This is a genomic window from Flavobacterium lipolyticum (assembly GCF_020905335.1).
Classification (GTDB): domain Bacteria; phylum Bacteroidota; class Bacteroidia; order Flavobacteriales; family Flavobacteriaceae; genus Flavobacterium; species Flavobacterium lipolyticum.
The window spans coordinates 3,686,201-3,707,651 of record NZ_JAJJMN010000001.1; the positions used below are offsets into that span (position 1 = coordinate 3,686,201).

Sequence of the window (21,451 nt, forward strand, 5' to 3'; positions counted from 1 at the left end):
TTTTTTGATGATCTAATTTTTTATTACCACTTTTAAGTAGTGATATTCTTTCTTTTTAGATTTGTTTTTGCAAAGTAAAAGCTCTATTTGGTTCTGAATAAGTGATGGTCAATTAGAGTAGCTTGATATTATTCGATTAAAAATAATGCAAAGTTTGAAATTTTACTATGACTCCGCTGTAATATGTTTTTTAGGAATGTGATTAGACAAGATGATGTATCATTTTAATTGATTAAGATTGTGACAATTTTTTTTATAGTAGTGTATGTTCTTTCCGGCTGTATATGGTCAGCTAAGTGGAAACACAGGAAATGTTACTTATCCGGGGGGTGATGTAAAGGTAGTAGGGGAGAAGGTTTTTTGGTCGACAAATCCAAGAACAGACGGGAGCAGCCACAATGATTTATGGTCTATATATTATTACAATCAGGGAAGTCTACTAAATTATAAAATTTCTTCGGATGATATAAAAACTATGGGAGCCAAATATGTTAGTGCCCTGTGTACAGGATTATATATCCTTAAAATAAAAAATAGGAGCAAGCGTTTTATTAAAGAATAGTACTTTCTGTATCGGTTTTCTAAAATAGATGATGTGCTTTTTTAATAAATTGAAAGTGAAAAAATAAATTAAGAAGTAATTCTCTTTATATTAAAAAATAAAAAAATGACCTTTTTGATATTCAAAATGGGTCATTTTTTTTACATTTTTTTCAGCCACTAGTTTCAGGTGATTCTCTAAAAAAAGCAATTTTAAAAGGATTTGTAGTTTAAAGAAAATAGTGAGCGAGTGACTTTTCAGAAACCCTCTGGCTTACTAGCCATTTTCGGGTTTTAAATCCTCTAAAATCGGAGTGCTAATTGTTTTTACCTCCTTCTGAATTTTTCCGTTTTTCTGTTCAAAGATCAGTATGGTGTTTTTACCTTTTTTAAGCCAACAGCCCGGAACATACAATGTTTGCTGAGGACCAACACTCCAGTAGCGTCCAATATTGATTCCGTTTACAAAAACAATTCCTTTACCCCAGTCGCGCATGTCCAGGAAGGTATCTCCGGTTTTACTTAGGTTAAAGGTTCCCTGATATACCGTAGGACGATTTGTTTTTCCTGAGTTTTTGTAAGCCGTTATATCCGGTTCCTGAGCCATTGGTAATGGGTACATTTTCCAGTTTCCGGTAATGGTTTCGCCATTGATTATTACAGGGCTAATAATTCCTTTATTGTTGGCATTAATTTGAGAACCGTAATTGATACGTCCCATATTCTCTACCAGAATATCTAGTGTCGCGTTAAAAGGAACTTCAATTTCACAATCGTATTTTTTGTAATAGCGGTTTAGCTCTGCTACTTTTTTTCCGTTGACATATACTATGGCGTAATCACGTAGTCCGTTTAATTCTAGTTTCCCACTAATAGGCTGTGTAAATCTTTTGCTGTACCAAACATAACCGTCTCCCTGATTGAGCTGTTCAAAGGTTAAAGGATGGTCTGCAGTAACAGGGGGGATTTTAGACTTTAAATCGGCTAAATCAATGGCTTTTGTTAAGGCAATGTTCGAAATAGTGATCACAGGCATTTTTGCCGGAACAGCCGGAGTTACATTGGTTTTAAGCAGGGCTCTTAACGCATTGTATTTTGGGGTTGCCCAACCTGCTTCGCTAATTGGAGCGTCGTAATCGTAAGAAGTCATGTCGGGTTGAATGTCATGTTCTTTGTCGTAATTGGCTCCGGAAGTAAAACCGAAGTTGGTTCCGCCATGCACCATATAGTAGTTGAATGAAACCTGATTGTCTAAATATTTTTGTGTTTGGCTTGCAGTTTCTTCGGGAGTTTGTGTCGGGAAAGGTTCTGCCCAATGATCCAGCCAACCCGGATAAAATTCGGCCACCATGTACGGACCTTGTCCGTTGTTGAATTGGTTGACCACATTTTTTAGTTTTGTAATATCGCTTTCGCCATTTGCCGTTGGGAGAGCACCCGGTAACGCTCCGCCTTCAAATAACCAGCTTCCGTCTGAAGTAAAGAAAGGAACTTCGAAACCAATATCTTTCAATTGCTGAAAAACGGCTGCACTGTATTTTTTATGTTCTTCAAGTGGGATGTCTTTGCGTTGTGCTACATAGGATCCAAATTCATTTTCGCCCTGAACCATAATAATCGGGCCTCCTTTGGTGATTTGTAAATTCTTAACCTGATGGTACAATTCGGTAAAATAAGCTTTTGTAGCCCCTAGATAGGCCGCATTATTTCCGCGAATGACCATGTTAGGAACATTTTGTAAAAACCACGGATAACCTCCAAATTCCCATTCGGCACAAACATAAGGTCCCGGACGTAAGATCACAAATAAACCTTCTTCCTGAGCCGTTTTAATGTACTCGGCCAGATTTTTATTTCCGGTTTTAAAGTCCCAGATTCCGGGTGCCGTTTCATGATAGTTCCAAAATACATAGGTGGCCACAGCATTTAAACCCATGGCTTTCATCATCTTTAAACGATGGCGCCAATAAGGTTGCGGAATGCGGGAATAGTGCATTTCTCCGGAGTGAATTTGTATGGGTTTTCCGTTCAACAGGAAATTTCCATTGGCAATAGCAAAACTTTGCTTCTCTTGTCCTGCCGCAGAAAGGGTGAGAGAAAGAAACAGAAAGGTAAGGTATATTTTTTTCATCTTTAATTGTAATTAGTGTTGACTATAATGAACAAGAGAGCACTATAAATCGCGCCCTCTTGTTTCTACTAACTAACCAATAAATTTTTATTCTGAAAATTCTAATTTTTTCAACTTGTTCCATCCGCCACGTGTAAAATCAGGAATTTCTACAGGAGCTGAACCGTTGTCAAGAGAAATCTCTGTTAAAGGCCCTAAACAAGACCATTCGGCTAAATCGTAAACGTCCATGTCTAACGGAAGCCCTTTTTGCAGACAGTAAATCAAACGGTAATCCATTACGAAATCCATTCCTCCGTGACCGCCGACTTTTTTAGCCTGCTCTTCGATATTTTTTACAATCGGGTGTTTGTATTTTTCCATTAATGCTTTTTTCACCTCTGCAGGAACAAAAGAGTGTGCGCTTAATTTTTCGTGATTTGGTTTTACGTCGTCACCTAGTTCTTTGCCGTCTAAAGCATATCCTTCTAATGGGTATTTGTTGGCAAAACCTTTTGTGCCGCTTAATTGGTACATTCTGCTGTACGGACGTGGAGAGGTAACATCGTGCTGAATCTGGATTGTTTTTCCGTTTTCGGTGCGAATCATGGTCATGGTGTGATCTCCATTTCTAAAATCTTTGATTTCTTTTCCAGATTTTTCTTTGATGTAGGCCGGATTTCCAACTGCTTTAGTGTCCATAGAAACTAAAAAGTTCATTTTGTCACCACGGTGAATGTTCAAAGCCTGACAAGCCGGTCCCATACCGTGCGTAGCATAAATATCGCCACGGTGTTTGATGTTGTAATCCATTCTCCAGTTGTTCCAGTATTCTCCCCAGAAAGGCTGAAGTCCGTGGATGTAAGATCCTTCAGCATGTAGAATTTCTCCAAACACACCTTGCTGCGCCATGTTTAAGGTAGTAAGTTCGAAGAAGTCGTACACACAGTTTTCAAGCTGCATACAGTGTTTACGGGTTTTTTCGGAAGTATCAATAAGTTGCCAGATTTCTTCCATTGTCATTGCACCCGGAACTTCTATGGCTACGTGTTTACCGTCTTTCATGGCCTGAACACCAATAATTGCGTGATGTTTCCAGTCGGTAGCGATATATACTAAATCCACATTAGGTAAAGCAGTTACTTTTCTCCAGGCATTTTCGTCACCGTAAAATTCCTGAGCTTTAGGAAATCCGGCTTTGGTTAAAGTTTCGTTTGCTTTAGAAGTGTTTTCCTGTGTCATATCGCACAAAGCGACAATTTCTACACCCGGAATATGTGTCATGCGCTCAACTGCTCCGGGACCACGCATCCCAAGACCTATAAAGGCAACACGAACAGTAGGTATTGGTGCTGTTGCCAAACGCAAAACATCGGTCTGGCCTTTTGCGCGGGCAGGTGTTTTGGTTTTAATCATTTGTGCCGATGCGTTTGTTCCTCCAAACAGAATACAGGCGGCTAACATGAATTTTAAAATACTAGTTTTCATAATGTATTATTTTGATTTGAAATGATTGATAATCTAAAATCCGATTATCGGGGATTATTGTTGTGTTGTATTTTTAGTAAACCGTTGGGTGAAATGCATAACGAGAATGTTTTTTGCCACTGATTTTACAGATTCACATAGATTTTACACGCAATTAGTAAAGAAATCTGTGCGGATCTTTCTAATCTGTGGCTAATTTTATCATTTTAGCATTGCCATGGTTGTTCATCATAATTTTATGGTAATGTATTGAAATTTATTTCGGGTTTTTTATTCGTTAATGGTTTTGTAAAAATAGTTTTTGGAGTGGTATAGTCATTAAAAAAACCTCCGTTTTTTAGATAAAAGAAACCCTCTTCCGTTCCTCCTGCAAAATCCATTCGGTATTCTTTTGCCCCAGTGTTGTCGTTTGTAAAGCGTGCTGAATTAATTTCGAACCAGTTGCCTTTTTCATCACAAACCCATTGATTATTGAACAGGACTTTGCGTGACAGATCTCCCTGTTCCGGGATGAAATTTTCCAGAAAGGAGTGAAATCTTTTCAAATAGGTATTGGTTTGAGGACGATTGAAACTGGCAATCAATAACCATTTATTCAGTTCGGGAGCATAAAAGTAAGCGGTATAGTTGGTGGTGTTATTACCGGCAGGCAATCCACGAAGTAAAAACTTGTAGGTGTTTCCAGCTTTCCAATTGTATTTTAAATAACTCTGTCCACCTGAACCTTCGTTGCCAAATTCGCCTGTGTGTACATTTTCACCTTTTTTCAGCAGTTTAATTTTATGAGTTTCCGGAATACTGTTAGGATCGTCAGTGGTAAACGGGCTCCAAACCGAGAATAAAATTCTTCTTTCGGTGGCTGAGTTTACCTGAATTCCAAAGTAACCTTCGCCAAAACCATTTGCCATAAAATAAGATCCAATTTTATCCTCGTTTTGAGGAACGGTAATTTCGTTGTAATACCACTCGGTGTTGGTGTTTTCTGGAGTCTGATAGTTTAAATGAACAGAAGGTCCACGACGTCCCCAGTGATAGAAATCACCTTCATTGTTGGGTACATACGAGATTTTACCGTCAAAATCAGCACTTGCAATCGTTAAACGACTAATAGACGGGAAACGATCGCCGGTTTTACTGATTCCTTTTATTTTAACAGCAATATATCCTTCTTTTTTAAGGTTCCAGGTTCCTGCAATAACAGCCTTTTTTGAGGTGGTGAAGTTTACTTTTTTAGTTTCGTTATTGATCGAAAATTCCAGTTCAGATTTCCCATAAACTTCAACAGATCCTTCTACGGTAATTTGAAAGGTTCCGGGTTTAGAAATTCTGAAATAGGCGGTGAAAAACTCGTTGGAATCTGTCCAGTTTTCGATACCATTGTCTGTAATGGTATTTTTTCCGTCTAAATGTTTAGAACTATACGCATTTCCTCCAAGGGGCAGAGAAATTGTTGTTTTTGGATTTTCTATGGTTTCATTTTCCGATGGTACATCATCATTGCTGCCAACACAGGAAACCGAAACTAGAAAAGAAGCAAAAAACAGGTATACTATTTTTTTCATTTGTTGAGATTAAGTTATTATAAATGTATTCTTCTTTTTTAAATTAACCTCTCTAATTGACCAAATTAGAGAGGTTTCAAAACAAACAATAAATAAAAAACTATGGGTTTTGTGTTAAAGTTCCCGGATAAGCATTGACTTCAGATTGTGGGATGTATTGTACCACACGAGGGCTTGTTGCCGGAACATCATTCATTGGTAAATGAGGACCAGGGTAACGGCGTGTCATGGTTTGTCCGTTTCTGTAGACGTCATAACCACGATGTGCTTCAAAAGCCAATTCTAACTGACGTTCTTCATCAATGCGCTGTGAAGCATTTGTACTGCTAAGAGAGGTGTAGCCTCCACCAACAATTGCTCTTTCGCGAATAATGTTCAGGTTAGTCAAAGCATTAGAGTAATCTCCTTTTTTTGCATAAGCTTCTGCCATGTTCAAATACATTTCAGCCAATCTCGAGATGATAGGGGAGTGCAGGTGCGAATCATTATTTTGTAAAGAACATTTTGTGATGTAAAACATTGGATACACACGGTTTAAAAGCATCATATAATCCTTTTCTCCGGTATAGGTTTTTCCCTGATAAGAGATGGAGTATTGATTTTCGGCTGCATTTACTACTGTAAGGTTGTAATCTGTTGTTCCAATTGTGATAAAATAGGATCCGTCAGCTTTTGTTTTTAATGGTTGTTGCACATAATTGTATCCGGTTTGTGTACCACCGGCATTGAAAACATCCGTTATAAAGCGGAAAGCCTCTGTTTTATTTCCACTGGCATCTTTGGTATATTGCGGATCAATAAAAGCCCAACGCGCATCTTTTTTGAGTCCGGATTTTCTCAACAAGTCAAGGTATTCTCCACTGGCATACATTTCTCCCCATCCTTGTCCCTGAATATTGGCATACATTCCTCCAATTCCATAATAATGATCAAATCCTGAATATTCTGAAGCAACTCTTTTTACTGCAAAAATAGTTTCTGTTTGTTCAGCTGAGTCCGGTGCAAAAGTATTGTATTTCATGAAATTCGCGCGGCTTAATAAGTTGTATCTGCCACTCATGATTACTTTTTTGGCATAATCAATAGAAAGTGAGGCATACTCCTGATTTGGCGTTTCATAGGTACCACTCATATACAAATACACTCTTGAAAGCATGGCTTGTGCCGCTTCTTTAGTAGCATAAGCAGCAGATTTTCCAACAGACATTAGAGCTTCCGCTTTTTTCAAGTCGTTAATCGCTTGGTCATAGGTTGCTTTTACAGTAGAACGGTCCGGAAGTCTAAGATTGTTCAAATCTGCTGGTAAGCCGTTTACAATTGGTACACCTAAATTAGTCTCAGGGGATTGTGCGTAAGGTCTTCCATACGTACGGCATAAGTAAAAATAAATCATGCCTCTTAAATAATAGGCTTCTCCTAATTGCTGGTCGATAGCGGGGCTTTCACCTTCTTTAATGGATGTTATCAAATCGCTTGATTGTGAAATGATTTTGTAACCATTGTTCCAGAAAGTAGATAATCTGTTATTGTCAGGAACATGCTGATAGGAAATAAAAGAGTAAAAGTGATCCGTAGAAGTTCCTCTAATCATGATATTATCTCCCGGATATTCACCAACGCGGTGCATCACATCTGACCAGGTTTTTAATTGGGCATAACAGCCGTTTAGTAATACTTCTACCGAAGCTTCTTTATCTTGTTGTATTTTATCTTTTGTATAGGAAGAAAATGGTTCTCTGTCTAACTCACATGAGCTCAGAACACTAATTGCAATACCTAATAGTAATATCTTTTTCATGATTTTATTTTATAACGTTAAGTTGAGACCTAGTGTAATTTTACGTGTTTGCGGGTACATGTCTCTGGCGACACCAGAAATTACATACTCTTCAGTTGAGGCATCCCAATTTGGTGACAACTCAGGTGATACACCAGAAAAATGGGAGATGGTAAATAAGTTTTCTCCGGTTATAAATAATCTTAAGTTGGTAATGTGTAAGTGTTGTAACGGTATGTTATACCCCAAAGAAAGACTTCTCATTTTTAAATAAGTTCCGGTTTCTAAGAAACGGGAAGATGATTTTTGAGAGTTACTAGGATTGTTATAAATGGCTTGTGGATGTGTCGCGATATCACCCGGTTTTTCCCAACGACTCCACCCGTTATTTAGATTCATTTGGTTTCTGTCAGAATATGCACCATCCGAGTCAAATTCTGATCTCGCATAGTTATAGATTTCACCTCCAACAGAATAGCTAAAAACTGCTGCAAAATCAAAGTTTTTATAGTTTAAACTGGTAGAGAACCCTCCGAAGAAGTCAGGAGTATAAGAGCCAACTACTTTTTGATATTTAGACGCCTCACCATAACTATAAGTTTTTACACGTTCTCCCGAAGCATTGGTAGTAAACCATTGCGGTTTCCCATTATCAGGATCAACACCAGCCCATTCGGTTAAGAACCAGCTGTCTACATCGTATCCCGGTTTTAGTAATTTTTTAGCAGCACCTTCTACACCGCTTCGATCGGAAACAATTATTTCCTGTTTGTCACCATAAAGACCAGTTACTTTATTTTTGTTAAACCCAATATTGGCGTCAAAGGACCAAACCAAATCTTTAGTTTTGATGATGTCTACATTAACAGAAGCCTCAAATCCTCTGTTGTTTACAGCTCCAACGTTTCTCCAAATACGAGTTACTCCGATAACACCCGGAAGTGGAACCTGGTACAATAAATCAGAAGTATCTTTATCGTAATAATCTAAAGTAATATTTACTCTGTTGAAGAGGCTTATATCCAGACCGACACCGGTAGTAAATGTTTTTTCCCAGCTTAGATCGGGATTTGCTAATTGTGAAATTAAGGCACCTGGGTTTTCATCATAGCTATAATCAAAAGTATATAATGGCAAGTGGCCGTATAAACTGTTTGGGCGATTTCCTACCGAACCATAGCTAGCTCTTAATTTTAAGTTGTTTACCCAATCTGCTTTAAAGAAAGCTTCTTTATGGATATTCCATCCACCACTAATAGAGAAGAAATTACCGTATTGAGCATTTTTACCAAAATTCGATGCTCCATCACGTCTAAAAGAAAATTGTGCCAAATATCTATTATCATAAGAATAGTTGATATTTGATAGTAAAGATTGCACGGCCCATTGTCTCTTGTTTCCGTTTACAGCTTCAGGTTTGGCAGCCGGGTCTGTTACACTAATTCCGGGAGGAATACCTGTTGCAATTGCCTGTGTTTTTTTGAAATTATATTCGTTCCATTCATAACCGGCTACCGCATTCACATTATGTACACCAAACGATTTGTTAAACCTTAACAGTTGATTGGTGTATAGCTTGTTATAAGTTTCAAATTGATCTTCAATTCTACCTTTTACAGCTAAGGCTGAAGACGATCTAGGATCCGAATAAGATGTTGAATTGTAATTGTCAAATATGTAATTGTTTACAGAGGAATACGTCAGCCAGCTTGTTAATTTTGCATCGAAATCCATATTGGCACGAACAGTATATTTTTCTGATTCAGAATAATTCCATTGTAAATCATACAAATAGTTAGATCCGGTCGTATTTACCCAAGTTGGGTTTGGTGCATTTCCTACTAATGATCCATCCGGTAAATAAGGACTGTCCCAAGGCAGGTTACGATACATTGCTCCAACATCATGTTGCTGGTTGTATACTTTTTCTCGCGTTAGATTGATCTGTGGTTTTATGGTAAGCCATGAAATTGGTTTGTATTCAAATTTCATCAAACCGTTATACCTTTTATAATCGTAGCCCTTTATAGCTCCGGTTTCATCATAAACTCCTAAGGAAACATAACTTTTAAAGTTTTCTCCACCACCACTAATCGATAAGTTGTAATCCTGAGCAATCCCTGTTTTAGTACCATTTTTCCACCAGTCGTAGTTTTTGTTTCTTAATTCAGGAGTCCACCACCAAACATTTTGAAAATCTTGTTTGTTGGCGAAAGAATTGTAATAATCATACAGCTCAGATCCGTTCATCATTTTGAGATTTCCATTGTTTATGGTAGACAGTGCTGTTCTTGAAGAGAAATTAATGATTGATTTCCCGGCTTTCCCGCTTTTTGTAGTAACTACAATTACCCCATTGGCTCCTTGTGAACCGTAGACGGCCGTAGAAGCAGCATCTTTAAGAACCGTTAAATTTTCGATATCAGAAGGATTCATAGGAGGAGAACTGTTTCCAACGATCACACCGTCTACTACCCAAAGCGGGTCAGTGCTTCCGTTTACGGTAGTTTTACCTCTAATAATCACTTTTGAGGCACCACCAGGCTCACCTCCACTGGTACTGACAAAAACTCCACTTGCTTTTCCAGCCAGTAAGTTTTCAACAGTTGGAGTAGTAACATCCAATAACTTTTTGTTGTCTAAAGTTTGTAACGATCCGGTTAAACTCTCTTTTTTTACTTTGCTGTACCCCACGATAACAACTTCATCCATCTGCTGTCCGGCTTCTTTCATTGTCACTTTAATAGTGCCGTTTCCAACAGGAATTTCCTGATCCTGCATTCCTAAAAAGGTGAATACTAAAATCGTATTAGCATTGGGTACTTCAATGGCAAAGCTTCCATCGATATCGGTCTGAACCCCCGTTTTGGATCCTTTTATAATAACATTTACACCTGGAATCGGAATTCCTTTGTCGTCTACAACTTTACCCTTCACTATTTTTTGGAAGGCCAGTAAACTGGTTTTGTTTAAAGAAATCTCTTTTGAGGGAGCAGCAGTTGTAATTTGAAAAGTTACGGACAACAAGGTACACAATGTTGTTTTTAAACTTTTATCAAGTACTGTCTGCAACTTTAAAATCTTAGGATTTTTTGAAAGTGCTTCTTTCATACTTCTGTTTGGTTTTTGGTTAATGATTGTTTTTTGCGGTTATTTTTTGTTGTAATTATGATGTTGATTTTTTATTCTTTTTTAACCTAAAAAAGCTTTTTTAAGAAGGAAAAATCTGATAGGTAGTTTTAACTACCTGACGAAACTATTGATTATATTTTTATTAACCAAGAAAAAACACAAAAAATGTGCTCGAACACACAAAATTTGTGTTCTCGAGCACATTTTTTTGCAGAATAGCCTAAATTTGACCCTAAAAATAGATGAGCTGCGTAGGGAGCAAAAAATAAAGACTGAACTAAAAAGTGAGAATTTTATGGGTAATTGTAATTGTTCTTTGTAAAAAGAATTAATTCGTTTAAAAACAGGTCTTATTTATGTAAATAATGTTTTTTTGGATTACTTTGTTATGAAGTAAAAAAACTATAAAATCCCTATTTTTTTAGCTGATTTAGGGCAGCGAAACTGGGTTTTTCGGAACAGAGAATTTTGGAAGGTTTAAAAGAGCTTTTGATTGTAAAAAAAAGATGCAATGAAAGTCTTCTAATAATATTTTAATTTAAAGAGCATATTTTTTCTTCTGGATAAAAAAAAGCCTCTCTAATCAAATTAGAGAGGCTATAGAAACAATATTTTTAAGTACTAATTATAAAACCTTGTTTCTTTGTTATTTTAAGTAAGGCCGACTATTCAGCTATTGGATGCTTACTTTTGATTGTTAAATTCTGTAAGCAAAGGCGTTATGTGATTTCTGGTATCTTCGTCTAAAGCTGCTTTTATTTTATCAGCCTCTTCCGGGGAATATTTCGACAATCCTAAGATTCCTGCTGCGGCTACATTGTAAGATTGGTTTTTAGTACTTTCAATCATTAAATTTTTGTAAGCAGCATCACCCGTTCCGGCAAGTTTGATAATGGCTGAAGCTCTCGCATAAGTTTTTTTATCATTTTGGGCAATGTTCAATAAGGTTTTAAGTGCAGCTTCTTTTATAGTATTGTCTGCCAAATCAATGGCACGGATACTGCGGGTTCTTAAATCGTCTCTCTGGTCTTGTAGGCCAGCTAAAAGAATCAGCTGTGCCTCATGACTTTTGTCTTTTGCCGCAAATTTTATCGCTTCAACTCGGTTGTAGTAGGTAGGAACGTTTTTGTATTGATATAGATAATCGGATATTTTTTTATTGTCAATGACCTTACCCACTAAAATTTTGTCCGGATCAAGATCTATGAAATCGGGTTTTGAAGGCAGGTCAAAACTAAAATCCTGCTCTCTTTTGTCCATTAAAATATCTTTTCTGACTTTGGTTCCATTAACATAAAAATCTACTTTTAACGGTAAGGTAAAGGTTTGTACGGAACTTTCCTGGACTTGTTTTACTGCCATTGTTGCTTTACCATCGGCATAACCGTATTCAATATTTAAAATAGGATTTCCGCCCTGAAAGTACCATTGGTTAAAATAAGGACTCCAGTCTTTTCCGGTTACTTCTTCCATTGCTAAACGCAATTGATGACTTTCTCCTGTTTTGAAGGCATTGGTGGTAAGATACTTATTTAAAGATTTAAAGAAGGCTGCGTCACCCATTTGATTTTTTAAAGCATACAGGATGATAGAACCTTTGGAATAGCTAATGTTGTCAAACATATCTTCTTTGTTTCCATAATGAAAACGTGCCAATGGCGGACTAACTCCATCTTTGGAAGAACGCAGGCAGTTTTGTAGTTTTTCATAACGAGAACGGTCTTCGGCATCCTGTCCTTCATCATACCCGTGCCAAAGGACTTCACCAAAAGTAGCAAAAGATTCGTTCATGGTTAAGTTCGACCAGGATTCGGCAGTTACATAATCTCCAAACCATTGGTGAAAAAGTTCGTGTGCAATAGTACTTTCCTGATTATCGTCTAATAATTCTCTTTCGGTTTTTTGTACGTGCTCACCATGTAAGGTTGCCGAAGTATTTTCCATGGCACCCGAAACATAGTCTCTTGCTACAATCTGAGCATATTTTCCCCATGGATATTCTACCCCAAGCATTTTGCCGTAAAACTTCATCATATCCGGAGTTTTCCCAAAAATTTGTTTGGCGTAGGGCGCATATTTTGGTTCCAGATAATAACTTACTTCTTGTCCGTTATAAGAATCTTTGTAAATTTTAAAATCACCTACAGCCATCATAAAGAGGTAGGGTGAATGCGGCAGTTCCATTTTCCAGGTATCGGTACGTGTACCATTTTTATTCACTTTTTGGGAGATTAGTTTTCCGTTTGAAAGTGAAGTGTATTTGGCATCAACCGTCATCGCAATTTCAGAAGTTGTTTTCTGATTGGGTTTATCAATGGTTGGGAACCATGCCGATGAGGCTTCTGTTTCACCCTGTGTCCAGATTTGAATCGGTTTGTCGTCTTTTCCGTCAGGGTTTATAAAATACAAACCTTTCGCATCCGTTATGGCAGCACTTCCTTTGACTTTTAGTTCGTCCGGTTTTGCGGTATAATCGATGAAAATGATGTATTTTTCGGTGCTTTTATATTTTCTGTTTAAGGTGATCAAAAGCTGTTCATTGTCGTAGGTATACTTTAACGGAATTGTCTTTTTTCCATCAACCATAGCAATAGTTTTGAAATCCATTCCTTTGGCATCCAGTCTAAGAGAATCGGTATCATAAAAATGAGGTTTTAAAGTCAGCCATCCTTTTCCGTATAAATAACGTTTTCCATAATCAAAAGATACGTCTAGTTTGGTGTGCACAAGGTCATTTACTTTTAGCGGGGTAACCTGATAAACAGATAATGGGTTTTTGGTCTGATCACTGTTTTGGGCCATCGTATTTTGCCCGGCAACAAGGAAAAGACTAAAAAGAGAATACTTTAAAAATTGTTTGTTCATTTTTTGGTTTTTAGAATGATTATTTTGATTGATTATTGTTTTAAACTATTATTCTCTGTTGGACGTAAATCATTTTAACACATAGTAACATAGGCTCTGCACACATAAAAAAGACATTTCACTTCATTTAAATACACATAATCTTCTATTTGAAAGAAATTTATTTCTTTTCTGTTCTCTTTTTGCACCTATCCCGATGCATCGGGACTATGTGTTGAATCTTTTTTATATCCGACGAGTTGCTATTATTAAAGCGGTTGAAATATAATTCTTAAGGTTTCAAAAAAGTATTTACTTGCCATAAAACTCGTATTTTTATTTCGAAAAATACAATTTTAACCGAAGTATTTTTATAGTTTTTCTATAATTCGAACTTCACCATCTTTCTCCTCTTCGGTTAAAATATTGGATTGTTTTTTACTATACGTTTCAAAAGTCCATTGTACAATTTTGTTGTCAGGGTATAACCTGGCTTGTTTTTGCAACCATTCCTCTGCTTTTTGTGCCGAAGCATTTTTTTCGATTGCCCAGGCCGTAATGAGTTGGTTTGCCGGAAGAAAATTCATAACCGTATTGTCAACTTTGGGGTTAAAAGCAATAATGTTTTGTAAAGCATTTTTGGCTTTGTCGGTATCGCCCAAGCTCGTGTAACATTGATAATTGAGCCAATTTTCGAGCCTTTCGTCAATATCTTCGGCATAAGGTTTTCCTACTCCTAAATTTTTAGGCCATAGTTTAGCATCCGAAATCAATTGTAATGCTTTTTTGTATTGCTTGTTTTTCATTTCGGTCAAAGCCTGCATCAGTTTTGCTTCATGATACAATTGACGTCCTGCAGTAGCGCCTTCAAAGGGAAGGATTTCCAGTTGGGTCAGGAAAGCATCGGCGGCAGCGTATTTTTTGTTCAGGAGCAGTGTTTTGGCATACAGCATTCCTATTAAATAATTTTGAGGATGTTTTTTATAGAAAGGTGCTGCGGTTGCCAGTGCTTTATCAAATTGTTTTTGGGCAATGTAGTATTCAGTTAAAAGTTTAGGATATCTCCAGCTTTGACCGTCTATTTTAATCGCTTGCTGCAGACTGGATAGAACCAATTGGGTCTCATTTTTAAATAACGAAGCTTTGGCCCCATAAAAAGCCGGATCAGCAGGCAGATTGGCACATTGCAAAAACAATTCTTTTGCTTTTGATACATTATCGCGATTCCATTCGATTAGAGCCAAATGATATTTCAATTGCCACTGGCTGTTCGTTTTGATTAGTTTTTCCAGAATTTGTGCTGTTTCTTCACGGAAAGGGAAACTATTGTCGGGTTGGAGTTTGCTTAAATCAACAGTTTTGTTTTCTAAATAAGCTTTCCAATATACAATTTCAGCATTTGGAAGGGCAAGTGAAAGTACTTTTAAAGCTTCTTCTTTACGGCCTAATTGTGTATACCATATTCCTAACTCCAGATACGTTTGCTGTGGCATTTCGTTTTGAATCAAAGCCGTAAAATGCTGTTTTGATGCCTCTGACGAATCCCAAAGATATTTCTCAAAACCAACAAAATGATTAAGAGGATCAACGTTATTTATGGTATTGAGAATTTCGACTGCTTTACTTTTATTATTTTGCAGACGAGATAATACGGCAAGTAATTGCAGACTTTCTAAATTATCCTGATTGTTCCGTAAACTTTTTTCGGCATATTCAGCTGCTTTTGCAAGATTGTTTTCCCTAAAGTAAATTTTGCTTAAAGCAGTATAGGCAGAGCTTCGGAATTCAACGCTTGCTGCTGCGATATCAAAACCGTCCTTGGCATCGGTAGTATTGCCTAAATGCAGGTTGGCTAATCCGTAATAATAATTGGCAGCGGGATGATAGGTATCGATGGATAAAGCTTTAGCTGCCGAATTTACAGCTTCCTGGTATTGAAATTTACGAATTTGTAAAATCGCTAAATCAGCCAAAGCAGGAGCGTAGTTGGGATCTTTTTGAAGACAGGCCGTTAGTTTTTCTTCCGCTTTTACGTAATCTTTAAAACTAAGGTAATTTTTTCCCTGCAGGTACAATCCGTACACGGAGTTGTGGTCAAAATCTTTTGGAGTTTCTAACGGACGATTCAGATTTCCATCTTCCGGTGCCGAATTCCACACGAGTTTATTTTCGCCAATTGTTAGTTTTAGTTGGTTTGGATCAACAACAATCTGAATAGAATCTTTGAAGGATTGCAATGTATTTACCGAAATATCTTTGGAATAGATTTTTTTGCCATTGTCAAAGACTTCCAGTTTTTCGTTTAGTTTTTGAAGTGGAGAAAAATAGATTTTCAACCAGCCGTTTTCGTTTTTAACGTTTACGGCTCCATAGTTATTTGCTTTTACAAATCCTTTGGTTTGTTTTACCGGAAACCAGTATTCGGTCCATAAATCCGTTTGATAAGGGGTGAAAGAGCGCTGTTTAAAAGGAGTTAAACTGCTGTTTTCACTCGCCTGATTGAACAGTCTTCCACTTTGAACTTCTACATATTGACCGTCGGTATCGGTTAATAATTTTTCCCAGATCATTCCTTGCTGAGACAATCCCCAGATCCATATTTTCTTGCCGGGTTTGTCGTCGTGATTGCCATATCTTCCCATTCCGAAATCTTCATCATGGTAATATCCGCCAAAGAAATCGTCGTATTTGCCAAAAACATGATACGATTTGTAACCGCCAAAATCATTGTTTTTGTAGAAGGAAAGGTCTTTGCCATTTTCTTTATCAATGGGCCATGAATTGTGCTCACCATTGTGACCAATATAACTTTGTCCCGGGTAAATAAACTGTAGACTTTCAGCAGCTTTTATACCGGTATTCATCCAGGTATAGTAAGGCTGCTCGGTTTCGGTGGAATTGAACCAGAAGGAATTGGTAGTAAAATACGCTTTGTCTTTGGGTAAATTAATGTCCAGTTTCCAGGACGTTCGTGTGAGCAGATCCAATACGCCAATTACACAGCTTACACTTCCGTCTCCACGAGTAAGGGTGATAAAATCCACAGGGGTAGCACAGTTAGGAGTGTGTCCGATGATGCCATAGTTGCCCTCGACACCACCGCTTGTCCAGGGGCCGCGCATGGCGATATCCCGGAACTTAATCACATGATTGTTGTAAATAAAGTCCTTTCCTGTTGATTTCTCAATGGCCGACCACACTTTTCCACCAATTTCCGGAAGAATCATGAGTTTGATGTAATCATTTTCAAGTTCGATTACTTTCCATTCTTTTTGCACAGGTTTATCCGTAAAACCGTCAAAACGAAAATAAGGATAGACTTTTGTGTCTGGTTTCGGAATGGGATCAGGGTCTGAAAACGGATAAGTGGTGAATACTTTTTTGTATTCTTTTATGGTGGGTTTATTTTGTGCGTTGACAAACAGGCTTCCAAAAAGTAAAACGGATAAAAAGGGTTTAATTTTCATGTGGAGAGCTATTTATGGTTTATGGTTTATAGTTTATGGTTTATAGTTTATGGTTTGTTGTTTATGGTTTGTTGTTTATGGTTTGTTGTTTTTGGTTTGTTGTTTGTGCAATGTTGTCATTCCGAGGAACGAGGAATCGCACAGGAAATTCCGTACAGAATGTCGCCAATCTTTGTCGAATTACTACTGTGATTCCTCGTTCCTCGGAATGACAAACAAGGTGTGTAATCGTTATAAAATGAAAATTATTTAACAATCAACAACCAGCCTTTTCCTTTTGATACCGGTATTTCGTCTTTTGCGGTGAAGGTTTGTGCCGGTTGGAAATTTAGCACTTCAGGAGCCGTAATAGTAGCTTTTGCCGGATTGATTCCTAATTTTTTCCAGTCGATATTAAGTTTCACTTTTACATCCGTATCGGCCCAGCTTGCAATAGAAATTAAAGCAGTTCCGTTTTTTTTGTAAACTGTTGCCAGTACTTTGTCGTTTGATGTTTTTACCGGACAGTTTTCACTCCAGTATCCAATCATTTCAGAACCTTTAATTCCAAAAGTATCCCATAATTTCCATACCGGTCTTGGGTCGGCATTGTGGCTCCATGGCATTCTGTTGGTCATTCCGTAAACCATTCCTCTCCAAGGGTTTCCTCCGTCCTGTAGCATTTCACCCATTAACCCGAAAGGAATTCCGCTTACTTCGGTCAGGAAAAAGTCAGGATTGTTTTTTTCGTAATCAAAATACTCTCCAAACCATAGTTTGTTGATGTATGGAAAGTGCTCCATATACAAATTGGCACTGTTGTTAAATCCGTCACTTTTGTTGTATTGATTGGCACTGTGGAGATCAATAATTCCAGGATGCCCGTCTTTGGTAAGCACTCTTTTGATTCGTTTCATGGTAATTCGGTCAAAAGCAACATCATCAAGATAAACGCCATCGATACCCACATTTTGTGTCAGCCAGTTCATTCCTTCTACATAATAGTTGTGCCAACGGTTCATGCCGCTGTTTACAATTGCCGCGTCTTTAATTTCAGGTACAAACCAGGCCGCAATATAATCGTCACCCACATGTTCCTGCAGCCAGGAGAATCCGCCTCCTTTACCCGGAGAGTAAATTTCATGTCCTAAACTTCTTAAAGCAAAAGTTTCATAAGCTTTGTTTGAAACCTCTCTGACGGTATTGTAGATTTTTACTTTTAGTCCTTTTTCATGTGCTTCATCGATATAACTTTTCATTTTTTTAAATTCAATGAAAGGATAGTTGATATAGGGATTGATAGCATTGGCATGGTGAATATTGATTACTGTTGCCCCGGTTTTGGCAATCGTATCGATATCGCTGTATTTGTGATAAAACTTAGTGTCCCACTGAAAATCGGTATTAATGGTGTGGAAAGGGGTAATTAGTAAATTGAAATTATAATACAAAACATCTCCTTTTTTCATGTTTCGGGCGCCGCTGTACGCATTGACCAAAACCGATTTTGAATTAGGAGTGATGGTAATTCCTCCTTTATTTTCGTTCCCCCAGGAAGTGGGAAGCAATAAAGGTTTTTGCAGGTAAAAATTGGTGTTTAACGGACGACTGTATTTCTCGTCGCGTAAAGAAAATTGCAATCCTGAATTTACATTTCCAATCCAGGCCCCATCCTGATTTTTGTGTGCAACATCCCATTTCCAGTCAAAATTGGCAGGACGATCGCCTCCTTTTTGACCTAATCCCATCATGTATTTTGCAGAAGAGGGCTGAATTGGCATTTGGAAATTGATATCATTAAATACAGCATCTTCAAGTGCCGTGATTTTTACGGTGTACGTTAAAAAACCATCAAATTCTAGGGAAGCATGTACATCCATCTGAAGTGATTTTGCTGTAGAAATACTTTCCCAGGAAACCGTTCCGCTTTCTTTTTTAAGAAATTTAAGGCCTGTGTTCTTCCATTGTAACGCTTCTTTACCAGAGGCATCCAAAAAATGAAAAGCTAACGGAGCACTTAAAATGTCATTGGCTTTTGAACCAACTGTTGTCATTTCGGGCGTGAAATAAGTTTGAATTTGTATTGGAAAACCATTGGAACCCAAAACTAACTTTCTGCCCAATAAGGAGATTTCGGTATCTTTTACCGTTAACGGGGTGTAAGGAGCAATAACCGTATTTTCCTGTGCCAGAGTAGAATTCAGCCATTTCAAACGTGTCATTTTCTCAGGAGAATCGATACCGCCGTTTTTAGTAATTTCATTGGTTACTTTTATCTGAAGCACAATGTCTTTTGATTTTCCATCAGCAATTACGGCAGCTTTACCGCTGTAGGTTCCTGCCGCCGCAGTTTCCGGGACATTGATGCCACACCATAGGGCTTGTACTTTTCCTTTTGAAACCGAAACGGTATTGGTAAAAATAGCTCCATCGTATTTTGTTCCGTCAGTATTGATACAGTTAATGTCTTTCGATTCGATGATAGCTCCGGTAGAACTGATTAAATTCGAAAAGGTAACTTTTACGTTGTCAAGATTCTGCAAGGCATAAACGCCTAACTGAAAGGCCAGATATTCACCTCTTAGCGCTGTGTCCGAAAAGGTATTTTGAACGCCTTTTTGAATCCATCTTTGTGGCAAATCATTTTTCATTCGGATGGAATACAAGCGGTCTTCCGGGAATACCAAAAAGGAACTGCCGCTGTTTTTGGCGATAAGATCTTTAGTTTCGGCTGCAGTTGCGATTACTTCCATCGGATAAAAACTGTTGAACGCATTTACACTCTGAATTTCGGTAACCGTACAATTGTCAGTTAAATTGGATTTGATTTTAGCAAGCCATTGCGCGTCTGCTTTATCTTCAGGTTTAGCGTAAACTCCTTTTGGATAGTTAGCGTCACCTTCGTCAAGGTATGGCATATAATACACATAATACGTTCCTTTTCCTGAAATTGGTTCAAAGAAAATAGTACCCTTTTCTCTGTTGATGTCAGCCGTTTTTATGTTTGAAATGGTTTTGCCTGAAGCATCCTGAACAATGATCTTTTTCAGTTCGGGTTTTTCGTCTCTTCTGCGCCATTCGATCGTAGTTTTGGCAACATCTCCGGTACCGGTAAAGCTTACTGCAACTCTGTGATTCCCTAATAAGTTAGGGTTCCAACTGTCGTTACCGTCTGAGTATTTTATTTGCGCGGTTAACGAAATGCTGAAAACGAATAGGCACAGCATCAATAATCTATTCAAAATAGGTTTGTTTTTTAGGTTTGTTTTCATTGTTTTATTATGTGAGTTGTGGGTTGTGGGTTGTGGGTTGTGAGTTGTGGGTTTTGAGTTATGAGTTTTGAGTTATGAGTTATGAGTTATGAGTTATGAGTTTTGAGTTATGAGTTTTGAGTTTTGAGTTATGAGTTATGAGTTATTAGTTATTAGTTATTAGTTATTAGTTATTAGTTATGGGTTTCGGACAATAAACCATAAACCATAAACAATTAAACGGTTAAACAATTAAACGATTAAACAGTTAACCGATTAACCATACTAATATACCGCTTTCCATCCATTTTTTTTCCAATAGGCAATTATGGGTTTGTAGGGGCCGTATTTGTGTTGTTCTTCTGAGAAGTTATCACTGAAAGGGCTGTGTGCATAGTCAATTGGTTTCCCCATTTTATTAGGGTAATCAAATGTTTTGGGGTTAGGTCTGTCGTGTACGGAATCATCATTTACATAGGCTGCAATATCGAGTGCCTGTAAGTCGGTAAGATATGGTTTTCCCAGGCTGACTTTATCGTATGGCATATTGCTTTTTAGCCATTGTGCCTGTTTGATTACTCTGTGCATGCTTGAACCGGGCTGATAGCCGTATTGTCCCCAAAGCGGCGGGTAGGTGTAGCCTGATTGGTCGGCATTGTACCGACCTTCACCGTTGTTTCCGTGGCAGCGGGCACAATTTTCGATAAACAGGGCTTTTCCTCGTTCAGGGCTTGCGGCTACATCCGGAAATTCAATTTCCAGATTTTTGGCGCCTTTGAAACCTCCATCTTTCGGAACAAATTTGCTGATCCATTTAAAGTAGGATAAAAAAGCGACCATTTCTTTGCTGTCCAGCGGAAGCGGTTTCCCCGAATGCGGACGCATGATACAATTGTTAACCCTTTCGGCCAGAGTAAGGACCTTATTTTCACGTCCGCGATACTGTGGATAATTGTCGTGTGAGGACATTAAATTAAAGGCATAAGGTTTTGTTCCTGCATCCTGGTGGCAGTTGGTACAATTCATCTTGTTGCCTAAGTATTTTCCTTTGATGCCGTTTGGACCAATATAATAAGCGGTTTTTAGCATTAACTCTCTACCATAACGAACAGATTCTCCAAATGGATCGTCCGGAATTTTTGAGGTGTCAATGGTAATATACGAATCATCATGAGCCATTTTGTTTGCTAATGTCTGCGAATTAGAGGTATTGCACGAATTGAAAACGACAATTGGCAATGCTGAAAAAAGTCCGATAAGAATTGTTTTTTTCATGTCGTAAAATTTTTAACCTGTTTTGT

The 21,451-nt window shown here is 37.8% G+C and carries 10 protein-coding genes; 1 reads left to right on the forward strand and 9 read right to left on the reverse strand.

Annotated elements, in window-relative coordinates; genetic code table 11:
• The first annotated feature begins 265 nt into the window (after window positions 1-265).
• Window positions 266-562 (forward strand): hypothetical protein, encoded by a 297-nt coding sequence (locus tag LNQ34_RS15750; RefSeq protein WP_230000409.1) that lies wholly within the window; start codon window positions 266-268, stop codon window positions 560-562.
• 255 nt (window positions 563-817) lie between these two features.
• Here LNQ34_RS15750 and LNQ34_RS15755 read toward each other — a convergent pair whose 3' ends face one another.
• The 9 genes from LNQ34_RS15755 to LNQ34_RS15795 form a co-directional block, all read right to left on the reverse strand.
• Window positions 818-2,671, reverse strand: a complete 1,854-nt coding sequence (locus LNQ34_RS15755; protein WP_230000410.1) for a glycoside hydrolase family 35 protein — start codon at window positions 2,669-2,671, stop codon at window positions 818-820.
• A gap of 87 nt (window positions 2,672-2,758) precedes the next feature.
• Window positions 2,759-4,114, reverse strand: coding sequence for a Gfo/Idh/MocA family protein (locus LNQ34_RS15760; RefSeq protein WP_230000595.1), 1,356 nt, complete (start codon window positions 4,112-4,114; stop codon window positions 2,759-2,761).
• Between the two features lie 260 nt (window positions 4,115-4,374).
• Window positions 4,375-5,700 (reverse strand): DUF3472 domain-containing protein, encoded by a 1,326-nt coding sequence (locus LNQ34_RS15765; RefSeq protein ID WP_202701899.1) that lies wholly within the window; start codon window positions 5,698-5,700, stop codon window positions 4,375-4,377.
• A 100-nt stretch (window positions 5,701-5,800) separates the two neighbouring features.
• Entirely contained in the window at window positions 5,801-7,498 is a 1,698-nt protein-coding gene (locus tag LNQ34_RS15770; protein WP_230000411.1) for a RagB/SusD family nutrient uptake outer membrane protein, read from the reverse strand.
• A gap of 9 nt (window positions 7,499-7,507) precedes the next feature.
• Complete coding sequence (locus LNQ34_RS15775; protein ID WP_202701902.1) at window positions 7,508-10,588, reverse strand: SusC/RagA family TonB-linked outer membrane protein; 3,081 nt, start codon at window positions 10,586-10,588, stop codon at window positions 7,508-7,510.
• 705 nt (window positions 10,589-11,293) lie between these two features.
• Complete coding sequence (locus LNQ34_RS15780; RefSeq protein ID WP_202701903.1) at window positions 11,294-13,474, reverse strand: M1 family metallopeptidase; 2,181 nt, start codon at window positions 13,472-13,474, stop codon at window positions 11,294-11,296.
• A 350-nt stretch (window positions 13,475-13,824) separates the two neighbouring features.
• Window positions 13,825-16,920 carry a DUF5107 domain-containing protein gene (locus tag LNQ34_RS15785; protein ID WP_202701904.1) on the reverse strand — a complete coding sequence of 1,032 codons (3,096 nt, stop codon included), beginning with the start codon at window positions 16,918-16,920 and terminating at the stop codon, window positions 13,825-13,827.
• A 245-nt stretch (window positions 16,921-17,165) separates the two neighbouring features.
• Window positions 17,166-20,171 (reverse strand): glycoside hydrolase domain-containing protein, encoded by a 3,006-nt coding sequence (locus LNQ34_RS15790; RefSeq protein ID WP_230000412.1) that lies wholly within the window; start codon window positions 20,169-20,171, stop codon window positions 17,166-17,168.
• A gap of 264 nt (window positions 20,172-20,435) precedes the next feature.
• On the reverse strand, window positions 20,436-21,425 hold the full coding sequence (locus LNQ34_RS15795; RefSeq protein WP_230000413.1) for a c-type cytochrome: 990 nt from the start codon (window positions 21,423-21,425) through the stop codon (window positions 20,436-20,438).
• Between the last annotated feature and the right edge of the window lie 26 nt (window positions 21,426-21,451).

Coding starts and splice junctions, on each gene's coding strand:
- LNQ34_RS15750 (WP_230000409.1), top strand. CDS start 266: ATGTTCTTTCCGGCTGTATATGGTCAGCTAAGTGGAAACACAGGAAAT.
- LNQ34_RS15755 (WP_230000410.1), bottom strand. CDS start 2,671: ATGAAAAAAATATACCTTACCTTTCTGTTTCTTTCTCTCACCCTTTCT.
- LNQ34_RS15760 (WP_230000595.1), bottom strand. CDS start 4,114: ATGTTAGCCGCCTGTATTCTGTTTGGAGGAACAAACGCATCGGCACAA.
- LNQ34_RS15765 (WP_202701899.1), bottom strand. CDS start 5,700: ATGAAAAAAATAGTATACCTGTTTTTTGCTTCTTTTCTAGTTTCGGTT.
- LNQ34_RS15770 (WP_230000411.1), bottom strand. CDS start 7,498: ATGAAAAAGATATTACTATTAGGTATTGCAATTAGTGTTCTGAGCTCA.
- LNQ34_RS15775 (WP_202701902.1), bottom strand. CDS start 10,588: ATGAAAGAAGCACTTTCAAAAAATCCTAAGATTTTAAAGTTGCAGACA.
- LNQ34_RS15780 (WP_202701903.1), bottom strand. CDS start 13,474: ATGAACAAACAATTTTTAAAGTATTCTCTTTTTAGTCTTTTCCTTGTT.
- LNQ34_RS15785 (WP_202701904.1), bottom strand. CDS start 16,920: ATGAAAATTAAACCCTTTTTATCCGTTTTACTTTTTGGAAGCCTGTTT.
- LNQ34_RS15790 (WP_230000412.1), bottom strand. CDS start 20,171: ATGAAAACAAACCTAAAAAACAAACCTATTTTGAATAGATTATTGATG.
- LNQ34_RS15795 (WP_230000413.1), bottom strand. CDS start 21,425: ATGAAAAAAACAATTCTTATCGGACTTTTTTCAGCATTGCCAATTGTC.